The 19,224-nt window shown below is 59.5% G+C and carries 16 protein-coding genes and 1 tRNA gene; 2 read left to right on the forward strand and 15 right to left on the reverse strand.

Going from position 1 to position 19,224, the window contains the following annotated elements:
* Positions 1-94: 94 nt before the first annotated feature.
* From J3P89_RS24515 to rlmE, 7 genes are all read right to left on the reverse strand, one after another.
* Positions 95-180: transfer RNA gene (locus tag J3P89_RS24515), tRNA-Leu, on the reverse strand.
* A 21-nt stretch (positions 181-201) separates the two neighbouring features.
* Positions 202-585 (reverse strand): preprotein translocase subunit SecG, encoded by a 384-nt coding sequence (gene secG, locus J3P89_RS24520; protein WP_025211789.1) that lies wholly within the window; start codon positions 583-585, stop codon positions 202-204.
* 4 nt (positions 586-589) lie between these two features.
* Positions 590-1,345 (reverse strand): triose-phosphate isomerase, encoded by a 756-nt coding sequence (gene tpiA, locus J3P89_RS24525; protein ID WP_305496904.1) that lies wholly within the window; start codon positions 1,343-1,345, stop codon positions 590-592.
* Between the two features lie 66 nt (positions 1,346-1,411).
* On the reverse strand, positions 1,412-2,749 hold the full coding sequence (gene glmM / locus J3P89_RS24530) for a phosphoglucosamine mutase (RefSeq protein WP_434602785.1): 1,338 nt from the start codon (positions 2,747-2,749) through the stop codon (positions 1,412-1,414).
* Between the two features lie 16 nt (positions 2,750-2,765).
* Positions 2,766-3,617, reverse strand: coding sequence for a dihydropteroate synthase (folP, locus tag J3P89_RS24535; protein ID WP_434695902.1), 852 nt, complete (start codon positions 3,615-3,617; stop codon positions 2,766-2,768).
* Positions 3,618-3,625: 8 nt separating this feature from the next.
* A complete protein-coding gene (ftsH, locus tag J3P89_RS24540; RefSeq protein ID WP_305496907.1) occupies positions 3,626-5,539 on the reverse strand; it encodes an ATP-dependent zinc metalloprotease FtsH in 1,914 nt (637 codons plus the stop codon).
* A gap of 193 nt (positions 5,540-5,732) precedes the next feature.
* Complete coding sequence (rlmE, locus tag J3P89_RS24545) at positions 5,733-6,383, reverse strand: 23S rRNA (uridine(2552)-2'-O)-methyltransferase RlmE (RefSeq protein WP_305496908.1); 651 nt, start codon at positions 6,381-6,383, stop codon at positions 5,733-5,735.
* Positions 6,384-6,490: 107 nt separating this feature from the next.
* Here rlmE and J3P89_RS24550 point away from each other — a divergent pair, with 107 nt between their 5' ends.
* Positions 6,491-6,799, forward strand: a complete 309-nt coding sequence (locus J3P89_RS24550; protein ID WP_181287543.1) for a YhbY family RNA-binding protein — start codon at positions 6,491-6,493, stop codon at positions 6,797-6,799.
* Positions 6,800-6,808: 9 nt separating this feature from the next.
* On the opposite strand, the gene J3P89_RS24555 is transcribed toward J3P89_RS24550, so the two are convergent.
* The 8 genes from J3P89_RS24555 to grpE form a co-directional block, all read right to left on the reverse strand.
* Positions 6,809-7,213, reverse strand: a complete 405-nt coding sequence (locus tag J3P89_RS24555; RefSeq protein WP_434695903.1) for an MFS transporter — start codon at positions 7,211-7,213, stop codon at positions 6,809-6,811.
* 28 nt (positions 7,214-7,241) lie between these two features.
* Positions 7,242-7,718: a transcription elongation factor GreA gene (gene greA, locus J3P89_RS24560; RefSeq protein ID WP_030139783.1), complete on the reverse strand. Its 477-nt coding sequence runs from the start codon at positions 7,716-7,718 to the stop codon at positions 7,242-7,244.
* A gap of 2 nt (positions 7,719-7,720) precedes the next feature.
* Positions 7,721-10,942, reverse strand: coding sequence for a carbamoyl-phosphate synthase large subunit (gene carB / locus J3P89_RS24565; RefSeq protein WP_434695904.1), 3,222 nt, complete (start codon positions 10,940-10,942; stop codon positions 7,721-7,723).
* Between the two features lie 105 nt (positions 10,943-11,047).
* Positions 11,048-12,184: a glutamine-hydrolyzing carbamoyl-phosphate synthase small subunit gene (gene carA, locus J3P89_RS24570; protein WP_305496914.1), complete on the reverse strand. Its 1,137-nt coding sequence runs from the start codon at positions 12,182-12,184 to the stop codon at positions 11,048-11,050.
* A 254-nt stretch (positions 12,185-12,438) separates the two neighbouring features.
* Positions 12,439-13,245 (reverse strand): 4-hydroxy-tetrahydrodipicolinate reductase, encoded by an 807-nt coding sequence (dapB, locus tag J3P89_RS24575; RefSeq protein WP_434653713.1) that lies wholly within the window; start codon positions 13,243-13,245, stop codon positions 12,439-12,441.
* Positions 13,246-13,254: 9 nt separating this feature from the next.
* Positions 13,255-14,379: a molecular chaperone DnaJ gene (dnaJ, locus tag J3P89_RS24580; RefSeq protein ID WP_030139779.1), complete on the reverse strand. Its 1,125-nt coding sequence runs from the start codon at positions 14,377-14,379 to the stop codon at positions 13,255-13,257.
* Between the two features lie 290 nt (positions 14,380-14,669).
* Complete coding sequence (gene dnaK, locus J3P89_RS24585; protein WP_434602781.1) at positions 14,670-16,586, reverse strand: molecular chaperone DnaK; 1,917 nt, start codon at positions 16,584-16,586, stop codon at positions 14,670-14,672.
* A 101-nt stretch (positions 16,587-16,687) separates the two neighbouring features.
* Positions 16,688-17,254: a nucleotide exchange factor GrpE gene (grpE, locus tag J3P89_RS24590; RefSeq protein WP_181287537.1), complete on the reverse strand. Its 567-nt coding sequence runs from the start codon at positions 17,252-17,254 to the stop codon at positions 16,688-16,690.
* Between the two features lie 240 nt (positions 17,255-17,494).
* Between grpE and recN the strand changes: the two genes are divergently transcribed.
* Complete coding sequence (gene recN / locus J3P89_RS24595) at positions 17,495-19,168, forward strand: DNA repair protein RecN (protein ID WP_434695906.1); 1,674 nt, start codon at positions 17,495-17,497, stop codon at positions 19,166-19,168.
* Positions 19,169-19,224 lie beyond the last annotated feature (56 nt).

Consider the following 19,224-nt stretch of genomic DNA (forward strand, 5'->3'; position numbering starts at 1 on the left):
AAGCTGGGGCGGAAGTATACGACCGATCCCTTACAGGGTCAATGTAACGCTTCCACCTACAAGAAAGCCCGCAATTGCGGGCTCTCCTGATAATTGGTACCGAGAAGGGGACTCGAACCCCTACACCCTATGGGCACAACCACCTCAAGGTTGCGTGTCTACCAATTCCACCACCTCGGCAATACAGCGTTTGAAACCTTCTTACTTCTGCTCTTGAGCTGGAGGTACGTCAGTCGCCGGATTGGCCGACTTTTGCTCTTGAAGCACCGGGACATCATCAGAAGCCGGTTGTTGCTTTGGCGCTTCCAACACCGCTGGGTTTGGCAAACCTACCTGAGTCAGCTCATGAGCCTTCTCTTTAGCAAAGTAACCTAACCCCAAGCTGGTTATGAAGAAACCGGCGGCGAGTATAGCAGTAAACTTACTAAGAAAGGTAGAGGAACCTTGGCTTCCGAATACAGTATTTGAAGCACCTGCACCAAAAGACGCACCAGCATCCGCACCTTTACCCTGCTGCAGCAATACGAGAGCAACTACACCCAGTGCGCCCAGCAGATGAAAAACGACTACGACTGTTTCCAGCATTTTTTCAGTTTCCCGCGGCGCGACAGATCGCACCGAACTCATCTGCATTCAGGGACGCTCCACCAATGAGCCCCCCATCGATATCCGGCATGCCGAACAGTTCGACCGCATTGGCCGCCTTCACGCTGCCGCCGTATAGAAGCCGCACACCTCGTGCCACTTCAGAATTTTCTTGCGCCAACTGCGCGCGGATGGCGGCGTGCACATCCTGCGCTTGTTGAGGCGAAGCAGTCAGCCCGGTGCCAATGGCCCAGACCGGCTCGTAAGCAATGACTGCCTTTGCAAACGCACCGACACCCAGGTCCTCAATGATGCTGCCCAACTGGCGAGCAACAACTTCGAGAGTCTTGCCTGCCTCACGCTGTTCGAGGGTTTCCCCTACGCACAACACCGGGATCAGACCACAAGCCTGTGCCGCGGCAAATTTGCGAATCAGGGTCTTATCCTGCTCGCCCATGATCAGGCGACGCTCGGAATGACCGACCAGGACCAGTGAACATCCTGCGTCCACCAGCTGACTCGGCGCAATTTCACCGGTCAACGCACCCTGCATGGATTCCACTGCAGAGTTTTGTGCACCCACCGAAATCGATTTGCCTTTCAAGCCATCAACCACTTGGTTGATATACAGGCAAGGCGGGAACACCGCTACATCAACACCGCTTGGCAAGGCCAGGTTACGAAGGCCCTTGATCAGCTCAGCGACGCTGGCGCGGGTACCGTGCATCTTCCAGTTACCAGCTACCATAGGGCGACGCATGCTGTACCTCGTCGGTCAAAGTGGGCGCAGATGTTACCCAACCGATTCATGACTGGCAAGCCGAATTCAGGCAGAAACTTCAGTAACCAGCTTCGCCAGCTCTTCGGCATAACCGCGGACCTGTGCTTCATCCTCGCCTTCGACCATGACACGCACCAAAGGCTCCGTGCCAGACTTGCGCAACAACACCCGCCCACGGCCAGCCATTGCTTGCGTTACGCGTTCGCTGGCCTGCTTGACCGTCGTGTGCTCGAGAGGATTGACACCTCCGCCGAAGCGCACATTGATCAACACTTGCGGACATTTACGCAACGCCTGGCGCGACTGCGCAAGCCCCTCGTTACGCGCCTTGAGCGCCATCAACACTTGCAGGGCAGCGATGATCGCATCACCGGTGGTGGTATGGTCAAAACAGACGATGTGGCCGGAGTTCTCGCCACCGATCACCCAGTTGCGCTCCAGCAATTCAGAGATCACGTAGCGATCGCCGACATTGGCCCGTACGAACGGGATATCCAGATCCGCCAAGGCCAATTCAAGCCCGAGGTTGCTCATCAACGTACCAACCACGCCGCCCTGCAGCTTGCCGCGACCATGCAGATCGCGCGCGATGATGAACAGCAACTCATCACCATCAACGACCGTACCGGTATGGTCGACCATCAACACCCGGTCACCGTCACCGTCGAAAGCGATCCCTAGATCGGCATGTTCGGCCAGGACCGCAGCCTGCAATGCCTCGGTATGGGTCGAGCCGCAATTGTGGTTGATGTTCAGCCCGTTGGGTTGGGCAGAGAGCACCACCACCTCGGCGCCCAATTCGCGAAAAACGCTGGGAGCGACCTTATAGGTTGCGCCATGCGCGCAATCGACAACGATTTTCAGACCGGAAAAGCTCGTACCGGTCGGAACACTGCCTTTGCAGAACTCGATATAACGACCCGATGCATCGTTGATCCGCGACACCTTGCCGATCTTGCTCGACTCGACCACCGTCATCGGCGCATCCAGCAGCTCTTCGATCATCAGCTCGATTTCGTCCGGCAGTTTGGTGCCCTTGCCAGAGAAAAACTTGATGCCGTTGTCATCATGAGGATTGTGCGAAGCACTGATCACAATGCCCGCCTGGGCCTGGAATGTACGAGTCAGGTAGGCAATGGCCGGCGTCGGCATCGGGCCCAGCAACATCACATCGGCGCCCGCCGACGTAAGACCGGCCTCAAGAGCCGATTCGAACATGTAGCCGGAAATTCGCGTGTCCTTGCCGACCAGCACCTTGCATGCGCCCATCTTGCGGAACGCCATGCCAGCGGCCCAGCCGAGCTTGAGCATGAAATCAGGGGTAATAGGGTATTCGCCGACCCGACCACGAATACCGTCGGTGCCAAAATATTTCTTGCTCATAAGTGCTCCGTCATTCTTATTCGGCTGAATCCACAGCGTCGATCATCCGCACGACATCCATCGTTTCGGCTACATCATGCACGCGTAAAATGCGCGCACCTTTGGTAAGGGCCAATGCAGCCAGGGCGAGACCGCCATACAGGCGCTCTCCCACCGGGCGGCCCAAGGCATTGCCTATCATGCTCTTTCGCGAGACGCCAACCAACAGGGGCCGCCCCAGGGCATGCAAGGCTTCCATATGTTTGAACAGGCTCAGGTTGTGAGCCAGGGTCTTGGCAAAGCCAAACCCGGGATCAAGGATGATCCGCTCGGCAGGGATGCCCACGGCAGCACACTGGTCCAGGCGCTCCGCGAGGAACCCGGCCACTTCCCTGGTCACATCATCATAGTGCGGATCGTCCTGCATGGTCCCCGGCTCGCCGAGCATATGCATCAGGCACACCGGCAAACCGGTTGCCGCCGCGGCGTCCAGCGCACCGTCGCGCCGCAAGGACCGGACATCATTGATCAGCCCCGCCCCCAGTCGCGCTGCCTCGCGCATGACCGCTGGCGTAGAGGTATCAACCGAAATGATGACATCAAGCTCGCGGTGTATACGCTCGACAATCGGCGCCACTCGCTCCAGCTCTTCGGTAGGTGACACCGCCCGCGCACCGGGACGGGTCGATTCACCACCAACATCGATCAGCGTTGCGCCCGCCGCCACCATGGCCTCGGCATGCCGCAATGCAGCGTCGAGCTGGCAGAATCTTCCGCCATCGGAAAAGGAATCGGGAGTGACATTAAGAATGCCCATGACGTGCGCACGGGCCAAATCAAGAAACCGGTTGCCGCAAGGCAACCGGTTAGAGGACTGAACAGAAGTCATTTCAAGCCTTAGACGTCGGCGGCCGGACCACCGATGGGCGTCTCGGGACGCTCACCCTGTACCGCTGGCGGCGTACCGGAGGTACCCGTGCCACCACCGGACCAGTCACGAGGCTCACGAGGTGTGCGGCCGGCCATGATGTCGTCGATCTGCTCGGCATCGATGGTTTCATATTTCATCAGTGCGTCAGCCATCGCGTCCAGTTTGTCGCGGTTGTCCGTAAGGATCTGCTTGGCCGTGCCGTAGCACTGGTCAATGATGCTGCGAACTTCCGAGTCGATCAGCTTGGCCGTCTCACCAGAGAAGCTTGCATGCTGGCCACCGCCGCCGCGACCCAGGAACACTTCGCCCTCTTCCTCGGCATACATCAACGGACCAAGCTTTTCGGACAAGCCCCACTTGGTAACCATGTTCCGGGCAATCTGGCTTGCGCGCATGATGTCGTTGGAGGCACCCGTCGTCACGCCGTCAAAGCCCAACGTCATTTCCTCGGCGATACGGCCACCGTACAGCGAACAGATCTGGCTGATCAGCGCGCGCTTGGACAGGCTGTAACGGTCCTCTTCCGGCAGGAACATCGTCACACCCAGCGCACGACCGCGCGGAATGATCGAAACCTTGTACACCGGATCATGCTCAGGCACGACACGACCGACGATGGCATGTCCCGCCTCGTGGTAAGCGGTGTTCTGCTTTTCCTTTTCCGACATGACCATGGATTTGCGCTCGGCGCCCATCATGATCTTGTCCTTGGCGAGTTCGAATTCCTTCATCTCCACGACACGCTTGCCGGAACGAGCAGCAAACAGTGACGCTTCGTTTACCAGGTTCGCCAGGTCAGCACCGGAGAAACCCGGTGTGCCGCGAGCGATGACCGCCGGAGCAACGTCATCTCCCATTGGCACCTTGCGCATGTGAACCTTCAGAATCTGCTCGCGACCACGAATGTCCGGCAGCCCCACCACGACCTGGCGGTCAAAACGACCTGGACGCAGCAGCGCAGGGTCGAGCACATCCGGACGGTTGGTAGCGGCAATCACGATGATGCCGTCATTCATCTCGAAACCGTCCATCTCGACCAGCAACTGGTTGAGGGTCTGCTCGCGCTCATCATGACCGCCGCCCATGCCGGCACCACGGTGGCGACCAACGGCGTCGATTTCGTCGATGAAGATGATGCATGGTGCGTGCTTCTTCGCCTGCTCGAACATATCGCGGACACGGCTGGCACCGACGCCGACGAACATCTCGACGAAGTCGGAACCGGAAATTGTGAAGAACGGAACCTTGGCTTCGCCGGCGATTGCCTTGGCGAGCAAGGTTTTACCGGTACCAGGTGGCCCCACCATCAGCACGCCGCGGGGAATACGCCCGCCCAGGCGCTGAAATTTGCCCGGATCGCGAAGGAATTCAACCAGCTCGCCGACCTCTTCCTTGGCTTCATCGCAACCGGCGACGTCAGCCAGGGTGGTCTTGACCTGATCTTCGGACAATAGTCGGGCCTTGCTCTTGCCGAAACTCATCGGCCCGCCCTTCCCTCCAGCCCCGCCCTGCATCTGGCGCATGAAGAACATGAACACCGCGATGATCACCAGGATCGGGAAGCTCGCGACCAGGAGCTGGGTCCAGATACTTTGCTGCTCAGGCTGCTTGCCTTCGATCACAACATGATTGTCCACCAGGTCGCCGATCAGACCATTGTCCTGGATCGCCGGACGAATGGTCTTGAAGCTATCGCCATCGCTGCGCTTGCCGGTAATCACATAACCATCAACGGCTACGCGCTCGACCTTGCCTTCCTTGACCTGCTGGAGGAAATCGGAATAGTTGAGGGTCTGCGGCTCGTTAGGGCTGGAGAAGTTGTTCATCACGGTCACAAGGACAGCGGCGATGATCAACCACAGGATCAGATTCTTTGCCATATCGTTCAATTAACTACCCTCTGAAGCAAGCTCCGCTACTGGCGCGCGCTTCGCATGATATTCACCGGCCTAACTTACTACATTACCTGCGACTCTGGCAGGCGCCGTCTGTAACCCTTTGTGAAACTTTGACTCGCGCAATTTTCGTTACGCGACGCCCGCAATGCGATACAAAAAAAACTATCGGCCTCTTTCAAAGCCGCTCATCACTGGAAGCGCCTTCAATTCCGCGAAACCCTCGCGCCAGCAGATACTGCTCGCGAGAGCGGTCGCGGGACGACAAAGGCTTGCGCATCTGCACCTTGTCGAACAATTTGCGCATGCCCTTGTGGTATTCATCGAAGCCTTCACCCTGGAAGACCTTGATCAGGAAATCACCACCCGGACGCAGAACCCGCCCCGCCAGATCCAGGGCCAGCTCGCTGAGGAACATTGCACGAGGCATGTCGACAGCCGCCAATCCACTCATATTGGGGGCCATATCGGAAATCACAAGGTCGACTTGCGTATTTCCGACGGCCTCGAGGATTTGCGCCAATACGGCGTCCTCGGTGAAATCACCCTGAATAAAGGTCACGTCAGGGATGCTGTCCATTTCCAGGATGTCCGAAGCGATCAATCGCCCCTGGCCGCCAATCAGACGACTGGTCACCTGCGACCAGCCACCCGGCGCTGCGCCGAGGTCGATCACGGTCATGCCAGGACGAATCAGGCGATCCTTCTCCTGGATCTCCAGCAATTTATAGCTGGCGCGCGAGCGATAACCGTCTTTTTGCGCCATTTTGACGTACGGATCGTTGAAATGCTCTCTGAGCCAGTTCTGGCTAGTCTTGGAACGGGCCACGGGCCACCTCTGAAAAATAAATCGGGTCGTGATTAAGTGGGCGGTCCCGGACTCGCTCGGGTAAACTGGCCGCCGCTTTTTACAAGATCAGACGCAGGGGTCAGATTATGCCGCTCACTCAAGAGCAGAAGAAACAATACAAATCCATCGGCCACCATCTGAAACCGGTTTTGACTGTGGCTGACAACGGTTTGACTGAAGGTGTCCTCGCTGAACTGGAACGCGCCCTCGGCGATCACGAGCTGATCAAGATCAAGCTCAACATCCTCGACCGCGAAGCCCGCCTGGCTGCCGTTGCCGAGCTGTGCAAGGTCGGCAAGGCTGACCTGGTCCAGGTCATCGGCAAGATGGCGCTGATTTATCGCAAGAACTTCAGCGTCAACAAGCAACTGTCGAACGTTCACCGCTTCAAATGATGCAAAGGGTCAAGGGTGTGCTTCGCGCACCCTGCCGCTCCATCCGGGAACAGGCTGCAGCACCAGCACCAGGCCGGAAAAACCCAGCACCAGGTAGCTGAATACCTGCCATTGGCTCGCATCCGGCCAGCCGAGACGCACCGCCAGGAACATCCCGCAAGCGTACAAGGCCATGAGCAGCAATTGCCCACGGATGTCGCGCCATAGACTGCCAAGGCCCTCGGCCTGAACCAGCACCAAAGCCTGGAAGATCACGCACACTGCCGAAAAACCCACCAGCAGCGCCGTCAGCATACCTGCGATTTCATCGATCAGCAGCGGTGCCAGGCCGATCTGACCCAGCACCGGCAGCAGACCGATATGCAACAACCAGACGCCGCCCACCCATAACATCTGGGTGAGCTGCCAGATCATGGCACCCGCACGCAGCGGGTGCCTTCGTTCAGATATGACGGACTTCGACAATCTCGTACTCAATGACACCGCCAGGTGTCTTCACGGCAACCACATCACCCTCTTCCTTGGCAATCAAGGCGCGGGCGATAGGCGAGCCGACTGAAATCTTGCCGAGCTTGATGTCCGCCTCGTCCTCGCCAACGATCTGGTAAGTGACGCTTTCATCAGTCTCGACGTTGGCGATTTCCACGGTAGTGCCGAAAATCACTTTGCCAGTGTGCGGAATCGTCGTGACGTCGATGATCACCGCATTCTGCATGCGACCCTCGATGTCACGGACACGCGCCTCGACCATACCCTGCTCCTCTCGGGCAGCGTGGTATTCGGCGTTTTCCTTCAGGTCGCCCAGTTCACGGGCTTCACCGATCGCCTGGCTCAAGCGCGGACGCTCGACCTTGGTCAGGAAAGCGTGCTCTTCCTCCAGGGCCTTCGCGCCCTGAACAGTCATCGGGTACTTGGTTATGCTCATGCCTTCAATCCTGCATGTAGATCCTGCAAGCGACGTACGGTCTTCTCGGGTCCGAACTTGAGCGCTTCGCAGATCGCTTCGCCGGCAGCAATAGTCGTGGTGCAGTAGATCTTATGCTGCAGCGCATTGCGACGAATGGAATAGGAATCGGCGATCGATTGACGGCCTTCGGTGGTGTTGATGATCAGCGTGACTTCGTCATTCTTGATCATGTCGACCACGTGCGGACGACCCTCGGTCACCTTGTTCACGCGGCGCACTTTCAGGCCCGCCGCCTCGATCAGCTTGGCGGTACCGGCAGTGGCGACCACTTCGAAACCCAAGTTGATCAGATCACGGGCCACGCCCGCAACCAGTGGCTTGTCGTCATCACGCACGCTGATGAACGCCGTGCCGCCTGTTGGCAGAACTTCGCTGGCGCCCATCTGGGCCTTGGCAAAGGCTTCGCCGAAGGTGTCGCCAACGCCCATCACTTCACCGGTGGATTTCATTTCCGGGCCGAGGATCGGGTCAACGCCAGGGAATTTGGCGAATGGGAACACCGCCTCTTTCACGCTGTAGAAGTTCGGGATGATTTCCTTGGTGAAGTTCAGCTCCGCCAAGGTTTTACCAGCCATCACGCGAGCAGCGATCATCGCCAGGGAAACACCGATGCACTTGGACACGAACGGTACGGTCCGGGAGGCGCGCGGGTTGACTTCGATGACATAGATGTCTTCGCCCTGAAGCGCCAGCTGCACGTTCATCAGGCCGACAACCCCGAGCTCCAGGGCCATTTTCTTGACCTGTTCACGCATCTCGTCCTGGATGTGAGCCGGCAACGAATACGGCGGCAGCGAACAGGCGGAGTCACCGGAGTGAACGCCTGCCTGCTCGATGTGCTGCATGATTGCGCCGATCACGACATCCTTGCCGTCGCAGACCGCGTCCACGTCCATTTCGATGGCGCAGTTGAGGAAGTGGTCGAGCAGAACCGGGCTGTCATTGGACACCTGGACCGCTTCGCGCAGGTAGCGCTTGAGTTCGTCTTCCTGGTAAACGATTTCCATCGCACGGCCGCCCAGTACGTAGGACGGGCGCACCACCAGCGGATAACCGATCTTCGCCGCCGCACGAATCGCTTCGTCTTCGCTGCGCACGGTGGCGTTTGGTGGCTGGCGCAGGTTCAGGCGCTCGACCATCTGCTGGAAGCGTTCGCGGTCTTCGGCGCGGTCGATAGCATCCGGGCTGGTGCCGATGATCGGCACGCCGGCGGCTTCGAGGGCGCGGGCCAGTTTCAGAGGGGTCTGCCCGCCGTACTGGACGATCACGCCTTTTGGCTTCTCGACACGGACGATTTCCAGCACGTCCTCCAGGGTCACTGGCTCGAAGTACAGGCGATCAGAGGTGTCGTAGTCGGTGGAAACGGTCTCCGGGTTGCAGTTGACCATGATGGTTTCGTAACCATCGTCGCGCAGCGCCAGTGCAGCGTGCACGCAGCAGTAGTCGAACTCGATGCCCTGGCCGATCCGGTTCGGACCGCCGCCCAGGATCATGATCTTGTCCCGGGTCGAAGGCGCGGCTTCGCACTCTTCTTCGTACGTGGAGTACAGGTAGGCAGTGTCGGTGGCGAACTCGGCCGCGCAGGTGTCGACGCGCTTGTAGACCGGGAAGACTTCCAGCTTGTGGCGGTGAGTGCGCAGGCTCTTTTCGGTCACACCCAGCAGCTTGGCCAGGCGCATGTCGGAGAAGCCCTTGCGCTTGAGACCCAGCATCGTGCTGCGATCGATGCTGGACATGCCCATGGTCTTGACCTTCTCTTCTTCCTTGATCAGATCTTCGATCTGCACCAGGAACCAAGGGTCGATCATGTTCATGTCGAAAATCTGCTCGACTGTCATGCCGGCGCGGAAGGCATCCGCCACGTACCAGATACGCTCGGCGCCCGGCACGGTCAGCTCGCGCTTGAGCTCGCTCATGCTTTCCGGCTTGCTCAGGTCCAGCTTCGGATCGAGGCCGCAGACACCCACTTCCAGGCCACGAAGGGCTTTTTGCAAGGATTCCTGGAAAGTCCGGCCGATGGCCATGACTTCACCCACCGATTTCATCTGGGTGGTCAGGCGCGCGTCAGCCTTGGCGAATTTTTCGAAGGCGAAACGCGGCAGCTTGGTCACCACGTAGTCGATGGACGGCTCGAAGGACGCCGGAGTCTTGCCGCCGGTGATGTCGTTCGACAGTTCGTCCAGGGTGTAGCCGACGGCCAGCTTGGCGGCGACCTTGGCGATCGGGAAACCGGTGGCCTTCGAGGCCAGGGCCGACGAACGGGACACGCGCGGGTTCATCTCGATGACCACCATGCGGCCAGTGTTCGGGCAGATGCCGAACTGGACGTTGGAGCCACCGGTTTCCACGCCGATCTCGCGCAGTACCGCCAGGGAGGCGTTACGCAGGATCTGGTATTCCTTGTCAGTCAGGGTCTGGGCCGGCGCAACGGTGATCGAGTCGCCAGTGTGCACGCCCATCGGGTCGAAGTTTTCGATGGAGCAAACGATGATGCAGTTGTCCTTTTTGTCGCGGACAACTTCCATTTCGTATTCTTTCCAACCGATCAGGGACTCGTCGATCAGCAGTTCCTTGGTTGGCGACAGGTCCAGGCCACGGGCGCAGATTTCTTCGAATTCTTCACGGTTGTAGGCGATGCCACCACCCGTGCCGCCCATGGTGAAGGACGGACGGATGATGCACGGGAAGCCGAGGCGTTCCAGCACGGCGTTGGCTTCTTCCATGCTGTGGGCGATGCCCGAGCGTGGGCAGTCCAGGCCGATGGATTTCATCGCCTTGTCGAAGCGCGAACGATCTTCGGCCTTGTCGATGGTGTCGGCATTGGCGCCGATCATTTCCACACCGAACTTCTCCAGGACGCCTTCGCGCTCTAGGTCCAGAGCGCAATTCAGTGCGGTCTGGCCACCCATGGTCGGCAGCAATGCGTCCGGGCGCTCCTTCTCGATGATCTTGGCAACGGTCTGCCATTTGATCGGTTCGATGTAGGTGGCGTCGGCCATCGACGGGTCGGTCATGATGGTGGCCGGGTTGGAGTTTACCAGGATGACGCGATAACCCTCTTCGCGCAGGGCCTTGCAAGCCTGGGCGCCGGAGTAGTCGAATTCGCAGGCCTGGCCGATCACGATCGGGCCAGCGCCGAGAATCAGGATGCTTTTTATGTCTGTACGTTTTGGCATGGGTTTGTCACTCAAATCCGCAGGTCAGTCGGCTAGGCCGTCGAACAATCTTTGAAGCGCCCGCGGGGGCCACCGTTTCCGGGGCCGCCCTCGGGTTTCACGCGGTCAGCGTCGCTTGGCCATCTCATTGATGAAGCGATCGAACAGCGGCGCCACATCGTTCGGGCCCGGGCTCGCCTCAGGGTGGCCCTGGAAGCTGAACGCGCTCTTGTCGGTACGCTCGATGCCTTGCAGCGTGCCGTCGAACAGCGACTTGTGGATGGCCCGTACGTTGGCCGGCAGGGTCGCCTCGTCAACCGCAAAACCGTGGTTCTGGCTGGTGATCATGACGACACCGGTATCCAGGTCCTGGACCGGGTGGTTGGCACCGTGGTGGCCGTGGCCCATTTTCAGGGTCTTGGCGCCCGAAGCCAGGGCCAGCAACTGGTGCCCCAGGCAGATACCGAATACCGGGATCTCGGTTTCCAGCACGTCCTTGATCGCCTGGATCGCGTAGTCGCATGGCTCCGGGTCACCCGGACCGTTGGACAGGAACACGCCGTCGGGCTTGAGGGCCAGGACGTCGGCCGCCGGGGTCTGGGCCGGCACTACGGTTACGCGGCAACCGCGCGCGACCAGCATGCGCAGGATGTTCAGCTTGACGCCGTAATCGTAAGCGACCACGTGATACGGCAGTTCGGAAGCCTCGATCGTCGCGTGGCTATCGGTTTTCAAGTCCCAGACCGAGGAGCGCCATTCGTACTGCTTCTGAGTGCTGACGACTTTCGCCAGGTCCATGCCTTTGAGGCCTGGGAAACCCTGGGCAGCGGCAATGGCGGCCTCGTCGGAAATATTGTCACCGGCCATGATGCAGCCGTTCTGCGCGCCTTTTTCCCGCAGGATGCGAGTCAGGCGGCGGGTGTCGATACCGGCGATCGCCACGACGTTGTTGGCTTTCAGGTAGTCGGACAGGGACATCTTGTTACGCCAGTTGCTCGCTACCAGCGGCAGGTCGCGGATGACCAGGCCAGCGGACCAGACACGATCAGACTCGGCATCTTCCGGCGTGGTGCCGGTGTTGCCGATATGCGGGTAAGTCAGGGTAACGATTTGCTGGGCGTAGGAAGGATCGGTAAGAATTTCCTGATAGCCGGTCATTGCGGTGTTAAACACCACCTCACCAACGGTCTGACCGTCGGCTCCAATGGCTTCGCCGCGAAAAATGCTGCCATCAGCAAGGGCGAGTATGGCTGGCTTAGTCAAGAAGACCTCCCGTAAATAAAGCCTGAAAGGGCGATCGCAGGTTGTAAAAAAGCGGAGTGACGTATGGACACGTCACCCCGCTTGTTCACTGAATTATTCTGCGCGCTTTTAGTGGACACACTAAAGCTGTAGCTTACAGAAAAAGGCTTTTTTGGTCCACCGCTAATGAGCCTTAAAGGCAGGGGAATGCGACAGGCCGTCGCGAAGCGGTGTAAAACGGGGCTCAGTGTAACCTGAACCCCGCCTTGAAGGCATCAACGCAGGTCGAGAACGTCCTGCATGTCGTACAAGCCGGGTTCGCGACCATCCAGCCACAGCGCGGCACGCACGGCGCCCTTGGCGAAAGTCATCCGACTCGACGCCTTGTGCGTAATCTCCAGGCGCTCACCCTCGGTGGCGAACAGCACGGTGTGATCACCTACCACGTCGCCACCACGCACGGTCGCGAAACCGATGGTGTCTCGCTCACGCGCACCGGTGTGCCCCTGGCGCCCATACACAGCCACTTCCTGCAGATCACGACCCAGCGCATCGGCAATCACCTCGCCCATGCGCAAGGCTGTTCCCGAAGGCGCATCGATCTTGTGACGGTGATGCGCCTCGATGATTTCGATATCCGCATCATCACCCAACACCCGCGCCGTCAGGTCCAGCAGCTTGAGCGAGAGATTCACGCCCACGCTGAAGTTCGCCGCGAACACGATCGGTATGTCCTTGCCGGCATCGGCCAACAATTGCTTCTGCGCGGTATCCAGGCCGGTCGTGCCGATGACCATGGCCTTGCCAGCCTTGCGGCAGGTGGCGAGGTTTTTCAGCATGACTTCCGGCAGGGTGAAGTCGATCAGGACGTCAAACTCATCGAGTACCTTTTCCAGCCCACCGGACATCGGCACGCCGATACGCCCGATCGAGGCCAGCTCGCCAGCATCGGCGCCCACCAGCGTACTGTCGGGCCGGACAATGGCAGCCGTCAGGCCAGAGAGCGGCGAGCGCTGCTGCACCGCCTCGACCAGCGCCTTGCCCATACGCCCCGCGGCGCCCATCACAGCTATACGTCGCATGCCCACTCCTTACAGATCGCCGAAGAAGCGCTTCACACCTTCGAACCAACCGGTGGTTTTCGGCGAGTGGCTGTTGTCATCCGCCAGGGAACTACGGAACTCTTCCAACAGCTCCCGCTGGCGCCGGCTCAGGTTGACCGGTGTCTCTACCGCGACGCGGCACATCAGGTCGCCCGCACCGCCGCCACGCACTGGAGCCACGCCCTTGCCGCGAATGCGGAACTGCTTGCCGGTTTGCGTCCCTTCGGGAATCTTCAGCTTGACGCGACCATCAAGGGTCGGGATTTCAAGCTCACCGCCCAAGGCCGCATCAACAAAACTGATCGGCACTTCGCAGAACAGATGCTTGCCATCACGCTGGAAGATCGCGTGCTCGCGCACGTTGATCACTACATACAGATCGCCGGTCGGGCCGCCCTGGGCACCCGCCTCGCCTTCGCCGGACAGACGAATGCGGTCACCGGTGTCGACACCGGCCGGTACTTTGACCGACAGCGTCTTGTACTCTTCGACACGCCCTTCGCCGTGGCAGGAGTCGCACGGATCGGAAATGATCTTGCCCTGGCCATGGCAACGCGGGCAGGTCTGCTGGACCGAGAAGAAGCCCTGCTGCATGCGAACCTGGCCGATGCCGCCGCAAGTCGGGCAGGTGACCGGCGAAGAGCCCTTCTTGGCGCCCGAACCGTCGCACGGCTTGCAATTGACCAGCGTCGGCACCCGGATATTGACCGTGGTACCACGCACCGCTTCTTCCAGGTTCAGCTCCAGCGTGTAGCGCAAATCGCTGCCACGCTGGGCACCACCACGGGCGCCGCCGCGGCCGCCGCCAAAAAAATCACTGAACACATCGCCGAAGATATCGGAGAAGTTCTGGCCGCCGAAACCGGCACCGCCACCCCCCATGCTCGGGTCGACACCGGCATGCCCGTATTGGTCGTAGGCCGCGCGCTTGCTGGAATCGGACAGAACTTCGTAAGCCTCGTTGGCTTCCTTGAACATCTCTTCCGACGCTTTATCGCCGGGATTACGGTCTGGGTGGTGCTTCATCGCCAGGCGACGGTAGGCCTTTTTCAGCTCTGCCTCGCTGGCTCCCCGCTCGACACCCAATACTTCGTAAAAATCACGCTTCGCCATTAGTCTTTGCACTCTTATAGGACGTCCGGCAAACCTCTCCTGAACCTTGCCAAACTCGTTGAGCCCCAATACAGGCCCGGACCCAACTCACGTCGATTCAACGATCCTGGTCTCGGCGCATATCGCCCGGAAAGCAGGAGCATTCCCGAACACACCGCCAGCACCCGAACGCTGTCGCATGCTGTAAAAATTCACTGACTCCAGACACGCCAACGCGGGAGCAAGCTCCCGCGCGGCGACATCCTACCAGCCACCGCACAAACGCAGTCAACCGGCCGACCAACAAGCGATTACTTGTTGTCTTTCACTTCTTCGAACTCAGCGTCGACCACGTCATCGGCTTTCTCGGCCGATTCGCCTTGCTGCGCAGCACCTTCAGCTGGCTGGGCCTGCTCGGCATACATCTTCTGGGCCACTGGCGCGGAGACTTTCGACAGCTCTTCGATCTTCGCTTCGATGGCAGCCTTGTCGTCGCCTTTGACGGCAGCTTCAAGGGCAACCACGGCGGCTTCGATCGCGGTCTTCTCTTCAGCGGTCACTTTGTCACCGGCATCGGCAACCATCTTGCGGGTCGAGTGAACCAAGGCGTCGCCCTGGTTACGAGCGCTGGCCAGCTCTTCGAACTTGCGGTCTTCCTCGGCGTTGACTTCAGCGTCGCGAACCATCTGCTGAATTTCTTCCTCGGACAGGCCGGAGTTGGCCTTGATCACGATCGACTGGGTCTTGCCGGTGGCCTTGTCTTTCGCGCCGACGTGCAGGATGCCGTTGGCGTCGATGTCGAAGGTCACTTCGATTTGTGGCACACCGCGTGGCGCCGGTGGAATCTCGGCCAGGTCGAACTTGCCCAGGGACTTGTTCTGGGCCGCTTGCTTACGCTCACCTTGCAGCACGTGGATGGTCACGGCGCTCTGGTTGTCGTCGGCCGTCGAGAACACCTGGGATTTCTTGGTAGGAATCGTGGTGTTTTTCTCGATCAGCGCGGTCATCACGCCGCCCATGGTTTCGATACCCAGGGTCAGCGGGCTGACGTCGAGCAGCAGAACGTCTTTCACGTCGCCGGCCAGAACGGCACCCTGGATGGCAGCACCCATGGCAACGGCTTCGTCCGGGTTCACGTCCTTACGTGCTTCTTTACCAAAGAAATCGGTAACCAGCTTCTGGACCAGCGGCATACGGGTCTGGCCACCGACCAGGATCACGTCGTTGATCGAGCCGACGTCGATACCGGCATCCTTCATCGCAATACGGCAAGGTTCGATGGTGCGCTGAACCAGGTCTTCCACCAGCGCTTCGAGCTTGGCGCGGGAGATTTTCACGTTCAGGTGCTTCGGACCGGTAGCGTCTGCGGTGATGTACGGCAGGTTCACGTCGGTCGACTGACTCGAGGACAGTTCGATCTTGGCTTTCTCAGCGGCCTCTTTCAGACGCTGCATGGCCAGCGGGTCACCCTTGAGGTTCATGCCGCTTTCTTTCTTGAACTCATCGACGAGATAGTCGATCAGGCGGATGTCAAAGTCTTCACCACCCAGGAATGTATCGCCATTGGTTGCCAATACTTCGAACTGGTGCTCGCCATCGACTTCGGCAATTTCGATCACGGAAACGTCGAAAGTACCGCCACCCAGGTCATAAACGATCACGGTGTGATCGCCTTTGGCCTTGTCCATACCGTAGGCCAGAGCGGCTGCGGTTGGTTCGTTGATGATACGTTTCACGTCCAGGCCAGCGATGCGGCCGGCGTCTTTGGTCGCCTGGCGCTGGCTGTCGTTGAAGTACGCAGGAACGGTAATGACCGCTTCAGTCACTGGCTCGCCGAGGTAGTCTTCGGCGGTTTTCTTCATTTTTTTCAGGATTTCAGCCGAGATCTGTGGCGGCGCCATTTTCTGGCCGTTCACTTCAACCCATGCGTCGCCGTTGTCAGCCTTGGCGATTTTGTACGGCACCATCTTGATGTCTTTCTGCACGACTTCTTCGTCGAACTTGCGACCGATCAGACGCTTCACCGCGTACAGGGTGTTATGCGGATTGGTCACAGCCTGACGCTTGGCGGACTGGCCCACCAGGATCTCGCCATCGTTGGCGTAAGCGATGATCGACGGCGTGGTACGCGCGCCTTCAGCATTCTCGATGACTTTGGCCTTGCCGTTTTCCAGCACGGAGACGCACGAGTTGGTGGTCCCCAGGTCGATACCGATAATCTTGCCCATGTTAACTCTCCCGGAACTTGAATTTTTTTGCCGCAGCAGTGGTGGCTAACTGCGGTAGTACTTAAACGCTTGACTTCTTAATGGGGCCGTTGCGCCCGATTTCAAGCCTGCTCATCGATAGAAGGCGAAACCGGCGCTGGCGCCTTGCTGACCACAACCATGGCCGGGCGCAGCAAGCGGCCGTTGAGCAGGTAGCCCTTCTGGAACACTTTCAGCACGCTGTTCGGCTCGACGTCGGCACTTTCCTGCATCGCCATGGCCTGGTGGTGCTCGGCGTTGAAGGGTTCACCGTGGGGATCGATCGCTTCAAGCTGATAACGCTTGAGGGTGTCCTGGAACATTTTCAGCGTCAGCTCGATGCCTTCACGCATCGGACGGATGTTCTCGTCGTCCGGGTTGGACAGCTCCAGGCCGCGCTCCAGGCTGTCGATGATCGGCAGCAGGTCGCCGGCGAAACGCTCCAGGGCGAATTTGTGGGCCTTTTCCACGTCTTGCTCGGCGCGGCGGCGGACATTCTGCAGGTCGGCTGCTACGCGCAACGCCTGATCCTGAGCACCGGCCAGTTGCTCTTCGAGCACTTGTACACGAGCCGACAGGTCTTCGCCCGAATCCTGGGGAGCCTGATTGGCGTCTAGATTTTGCGTATCCTGCGTCTGTTCGTCAGCCATAGATTTCTCCTTTCAACTTCGTCCGCGAGCTCGACTCGCGCTTCTGCCCCGGTATATGGGGCCACGTTTTTCAGCTTCAAGGGCCGCGCGACGAATTAACCTTACAAAAAACAGCTGCATATCATTCCCAGCCGCGCTAAAAAACCACGCAATCCAAGCAAATGGAGCTAAGGCCAGGCATTGTCAGCTCGCGACAAAACACTGTATAAATAACCAGACCTAAAGCCTGGGAGCGGCCTTATGCTGGTGCACCTGTCCGTACACAACTACGCCATCGTCGAACATCTCGACCTCGAACTCGACCGGGGCATGAGCGTGATTACCGGTGAAACCGGCGCTGGCAAATCGATCATGCTCGATGCCCTCGGGCTGACCCTGGGTGATCGTGCCGATAGCGGCGTGGTGCGCCCCGGCGCAGACAAGGCCGACATCCTGGCAACTTTCGACCTGGTCGACATTCCCGAAGCCAGCGCGTGGCTGGCCGAACGGGACCTGGACACCGACGGCCTATGCATCCTGCGCAGGGTCATCACCGCCGAAGGTCGCTCCCGCGGCTATATCAATGGCGCCCCTTGCCCGCTGGGTGATCTGAAAGCACTAGGCGAACTGCTGATCGATATTCACAGCCAGCATGAACACCAGTCCCTGCTCAAGACCGATACCCATCGCCGCCTGCTCGACGAATACGCCGGAGCCACCGACCTGGCCCGCCAGGTTCACCTGGCAGCCCAACGCTGGCGCCAGACCCGGCAGGAGCTGGACCGACTCGCCAATTCCGGCGACGAGCAACGCGCCCGCCACCAACTCTTGAGCTACCAGCTCGAAGAGCTGGAGAACCTGGCCCTGGGTGAAAACGAACTGGAGGAGTTGGAACAGGAACACAAGAACCTGACCAACGCCGAAGCACTGCTGGGCGTCTGCCGCCAGGTAGTCGAACAATGCAGCGAAAGCGACTCGGGCAATGTGCTCAGCGCATTGACGGCGAGCCTGAACCGGCTCTCCAGTGTCAGCAATTCGGTGGGCGCCCTGAGCGAGGCCAGCAACCTGCTGACCAGCGCACAGATCCAGGTCGAGGAAGCCGTCGGCGAACTGAACCGGTTCATGGATCATTTCGATGCCGACCCCGCGCGCCTGCAATACCTGGAAGAACGCCTGGACACTATCTATACGCTTGCACGCAAGCACCGCGTCCAGCCAACCGAAGTCGTCGAACTGCAGCAACGCCTGCTGGAAGAACTGGAAACCCTGAACGCCAACGATGAATCCATCGAGCGACTCGCAGATGAGCTGGCTTCCTACGCGCGGCATTACCAGGAAAAGGCCAGGGAACTCAGCGAACTGCGCCGTAAGGCCGCCACCGGCCTGGCCGGTGCCGTGGAGCAGGAAATCCAGCGCCTTGGCATGCCAGGCGGCCGATTTACCATCGAACTGCGCCCCAACGCCGGCGACGAGCTTCAGCCCAATGGCTTGGAACAAGTGGAGCTACTGGTCAGTGCCAACCCCGGGCAACCGCTCAAGGCCCTGGCAAAAGTGGCGTCCGGCGGTGAGTTGTCGCGCATCAGCCTGGCCATCCAGGTCATCACGGCGCAGACATCCCGTGTACCGACATTGGTCTTCGACGAAGTCGACGTGGGCATTGGCGGCCCGACAGCGGAGATCGTCGGTCAATTGCTGCGCAGGCTGGGTGAGCGCGGGCAGGTATTGACGGTGACTCACCTGCCTCAGGTCGCAGCCCAAGGCCATCAGCATTTGTTCGTGCACAAGGTGCGTGGCGAAGACGCGACTCGCACCGCTGTCTCCAAGCTCGACAAGAACGAGCGCGTGGAAGAAGTGGCACGGATGCTGGGAGGCATCGACCTGACCAAGGAATCCCTGGCCCATGCCAAAAAAATGGTGGTTGCGGCAAAAAGCTGAAAGCGCTGTAAAGCAAGAAGGCGACCCGAGGGTCGCCTTCTTTCGTTTTGCGGGCT

Source organism: Pseudomonas sp. Z1-14 (genome assembly GCF_051132005.1).
In the GTDB taxonomy this organism is placed as follows: domain Bacteria; phylum Pseudomonadota; class Gammaproteobacteria; order Pseudomonadales; family Pseudomonadaceae; genus Aquipseudomonas.